At 67.1% G+C, this 1,558-nt stretch carries 2 protein-coding genes; one reads left to right on the top strand and one right to left on the bottom strand.

The features are described 5' to 3' along the window. Positions 1-112 precede the first annotated feature (112 nt). Entirely contained in the window at positions 113-1,069 is a 957-nt protein-coding gene (locus DM995_RS18995) for a cupin domain-containing protein (RefSeq protein WP_116970688.1), read from the top strand. A 9-nt stretch (positions 1,070-1,078) separates the two neighbouring features. Here the strand turns inward: DM995_RS18995 and DM995_RS19000 are convergent. Beyond that, a partial coding sequence (locus tag DM995_RS19000) for an aldolase/citrate lyase family protein (RefSeq protein WP_232824557.1) occupies positions 1,079-1,558 on the bottom strand: 480 nt, incomplete at its 5' end.

A 1,558-nucleotide genomic window follows, 5' to 3' on the forward strand; every position in this document is an offset into this window, starting at 1 on the left:
TGCACCCCGTTTCAACCACTCTGCCACCGTCCGACTCCCTGATAAATTTCTGCTGCGCCATATTGACTGCGAATGCAGAAGAATACAAGCTGCTATGGCTCGGAGGGATAAAATGGCACTCGAAACTACCGAAACCGTTCAGCAGGAATGGAATGCCGTCGCCCTTGAAGCGCGGATTGTGCGCTATGGCGATCTGGTGCCCTGCCTCAATGCCTTTGTCGATTCGCGCACGCCCGGTTCGGACGCGAAGGAGAATTTCACGATCATCGGCCCGGGCGTGTCGGAAAACCCCGACCAGCACGTCCACATCGCAGAGCCGCACGGCTTCAACATCGGCGGCGCGCGCCAGCCGCCCGAATGCGTGAACTCGCAGCACAGCCACGAAACGGCAGAGGTGTTCGTCGTGCACAGCGGCCAGTGGCGATTCGACTTCGGCGAAAATGGCGACGACGCGCAGGTGTTTGCATCGCCCGGCGACATCGTCTCGTTCCCCACCCATGCCTTTCGCGGCTTTCGAAATGTCGGCGAGGACACCGGTTTTCTGTGGTCGGTGCTGGGCGGAGACGATCCGGGGCGGGTGCTGTGGGCACCGCAGGTGTTCGAACTCGCGCGGGAACACGGGTTGGTCCTGCTGGAAACCGGCGCGCTGGTCGATACGGCGGCCGGGCAGCAGGTCCCGGCGGACAGCCGCCCGATGCCGGTGACCAGCCGCGAGGCGATCGCGGCGCTGAGGGTGATGCGCCCCGGCGATGAAAGCGAAGTCATCGCGCGCGCCGATCCGACGGCGGATCGCGGCGAGTACCCAGTCATCGGTCCCGATGGCGTTCTGCCGACTGCGAAAGGCTTTACGCTCGCGCGTATCGTGCTGGACCGGGGCGATGCGACGGCAGTGGCATCGCCCGACGAGGTGGAAGTGGTGTTCGTCCAGCGCGGCGCGGCGCAGGTGCATTGCGCAGGTGCCGTTCTGGCGCTCGGCACCGGCGACACGATGACCGTGCCGCGCGGCTGCACCCGGCGCTATGCCAGCGATGAAGGCGCGGAACTGATCGTCGTGCGCGGCACCGGCTGACGCGCGGTCTCAGCCGGTGCATGCGGCGCGCAGCAGCGCCGCGCCGCTGCGCATCATCGCATGATCGGACGATTGCAGGAACAGCGATGCCCCCCTGGCGCGCCAGCCCGTAACATCGCCATTGCCCGGAACGAACATGCCGCACGGGCGGCCTGCGGCGCGTGCTGCGGCAACGATCCGCTCGGTCGCGGCGATGACCTCGGGCGCGTCGGGGGTTGCCGCATCGAGCGCGACGGTCAGGTCGATCCGCCCGACGAACAGCGCATCGACACCCGGAACGGCGGCGATGGCATCGATCGTTTCCAGCGCATCGACATCCTCGATCTGCGCGATCACGCAGGTTCGCGCCGCGCTTGCCGCGCGATGTTGCGCCATCGGCGTTAGGCCATAGCCCGCCGCCCGGCTCGACCCGGCATATCCGCGTCCGCCCGGTCCGTAATGCGCCGCACGCACCGCCTCGGCGGCATCGCCTGCCGACCGGATATGCGG

The organism is Blastomonas sp. UPD001 (assembly GCF_003426715.1).
Lineage (GTDB): Bacteria > Pseudomonadota > Alphaproteobacteria > Sphingomonadales > Sphingomonadaceae > Blastomonas.